Below are 1,811 nucleotides of genomic sequence, written 5' to 3'. Positions count from 1 at the left end.
GTTATGGCATGGTTGTTCCGAACTTCATCGAAGCGGCCCTGGCCGGACAGCCGATTCAGGTTCATGGCACCGGCGAGCAATCGCGCTGTTTCAGCCATGTGGCCGATGTGATCGAGGCGCTCATGCGTTTGCTCGATGTTCCCGAAGCCCGGGGGCAGGTCTTCAATATCGGTGGTGAGCAGGAAGTGACGATCCGGGGGCTGGCCGAAAAGGTGATTGCCGCAACAGGGTCTGCGTCCGAAATCCGTCTGGTGCCCTATGAAGAGGTCTATCCCGAAGGGTTCGAAGACATGGCCCGCCGTCTGCCGGATGTCTCGAAGCTGCGGCGGTTCACCGGGTTCAGCCCGGCGCGCACGCTGGACGACATCATCGCTGACATCATGGCCGAGAAACGCGCCAAAGCCTACGCATGAAGAGCCGAACACGATGACACCGGGACAAAGAGTTGAAAAGCTGGTGCGCGACACCGCGACTGTGCTGCTGCCGGAACGGCTGCGCAAATGGATCCGCAAGCAGCAGCGATTGCACAATCTTCAGTCGGTGCCGGTAGGGTCGGTCGATTTCGGCGGCTTGCGACGATTGTCGCCGATCAGCGCCGTGTTCGGGCAGGATCGCGACCTTCTGACCATCGAACGCCATTACATGGAAGAGTTCCTGCAAAACCACAGCGACGATATCCGTGGCCGGGTTCTGGAATTCGGCGATCCGGCCTATATCAAGAAATTCGGCGGTGATCGGGTCACGCAGGCGGATGTGCTGAGCTATGTCGAGGGCAATCCGCAAGCGACCATCGTGGCGGATATCACCGATGCGCCGCATATTCCCGACAACAGTTTCGACTGCATCATCATCACCCAGACCCTTCAGATGATCTTTGAGGTCGACAAGGCGATCGCAACGCTGGAACGCATTCTCAAGCCCGGTGGCGTGGTGCTGTGCACCTCGCATGGGATGACCCGTGTGGCGCGGCGCGAAGGCGTGGATGACTGGGGCGAATACTGGCATTTCACCAGCCAGTCCAAGCGCCGCCTGTTCCGGGCGGTCTTCCCGGCAGAAAATGTCGAGGTGTCGACCGTTGGCAATGTCTTTACCTGCATCTGCAACCTGCACGGCCTTGGGGCCAGTGAAATTGCGCCCGAAGAACTGTCCACCCATGATCCCAACTATGAAATGCTGGTTCTGGTCCGGGCAGTAAAGGCGCAGTGAGCGATCTTGTCATAGGGTCCGGGCCTGCCGGGGTTTCCGTCGCTCGGGCCTTGCTGGCGCGAGGGAGGACGGTCACGATGCTGGATGCCGGGGTGGAACCCGGGCCCGGGGTCACGGACCGGGTGCAGCAGATGTCCCGAACACGCGCCGAAGACTGGAGTGCTGAAGCGCGGGCCGCCTGGATGGAGCCTCAGTTTCAGGCCCCGGAGGGCGAGGTGTGGCGCTATGGGACAGGTTATGCGCTGGCCTCACCGGCCCGCACGCTGGCTGACGGGGCGGATTGGTTTGCCTTGCGCGCCTCGCGGGCGGCGGGCGGGCTGTCCAACGTCTGGGGCGCTGCGGTCTTGCCGTATCGGCAGGCGGATATCGACGACTGGCCTATAACAGCCGACGATCTTGCCCCACATTACAGGGCGGTGGCGGAAATAATGCCTGTGTCCGGGCAAAAGGACGGGCTGCAGGATCTCTTTCCGGCCTGCGATATGACAGGTCGAGCACCCGTTCCACCAACCGCGCAGGCCGAGATGCTGCTGGCCCGTTCCAGGCAGAAGGCGCAGGCATTGCAGGGGGCTGGGATGCATGTCGGTCTGGCGCGGCAGGCGGTT

Annotated in this window: 3 protein-coding genes; all 3 read left to right on the top strand. The window is 62.1% G+C overall.

What is annotated here, in order from left to right; genetic code table 11:
- The coding region (locus AC2FNN_RS21570) for an NAD-dependent epimerase/dehydratase family protein (protein WP_496760565.1) at positions 1–413 on the top strand (413 nt) is incomplete at its 5' end.
- A gap of 13 nt (positions 414–426) precedes the next feature.
- On the top strand, positions 427–1,206 hold the full coding sequence (locus AC2FNN_RS21565; RefSeq protein WP_171230503.1) for a class I SAM-dependent methyltransferase: 780 nt from the start codon (positions 427–429) through the stop codon (positions 1,204–1,206).
- On the top strand, positions 1,203–1,811 hold a 609-nt coding region (locus AC2FNN_RS21560; RefSeq protein WP_496760563.1), incomplete at its 3' end, for an FAD-dependent oxidoreductase. The genes AC2FNN_RS21565 and AC2FNN_RS21560, both read left to right, overlap by 4 nt.

The organism is Ruegeria sp. BHSA118 (assembly GCF_059613405.1).
Note: the sequence above shows the minus strand (reverse complement) of the source record. Positions and strands in the feature narration are given on the sequence as shown.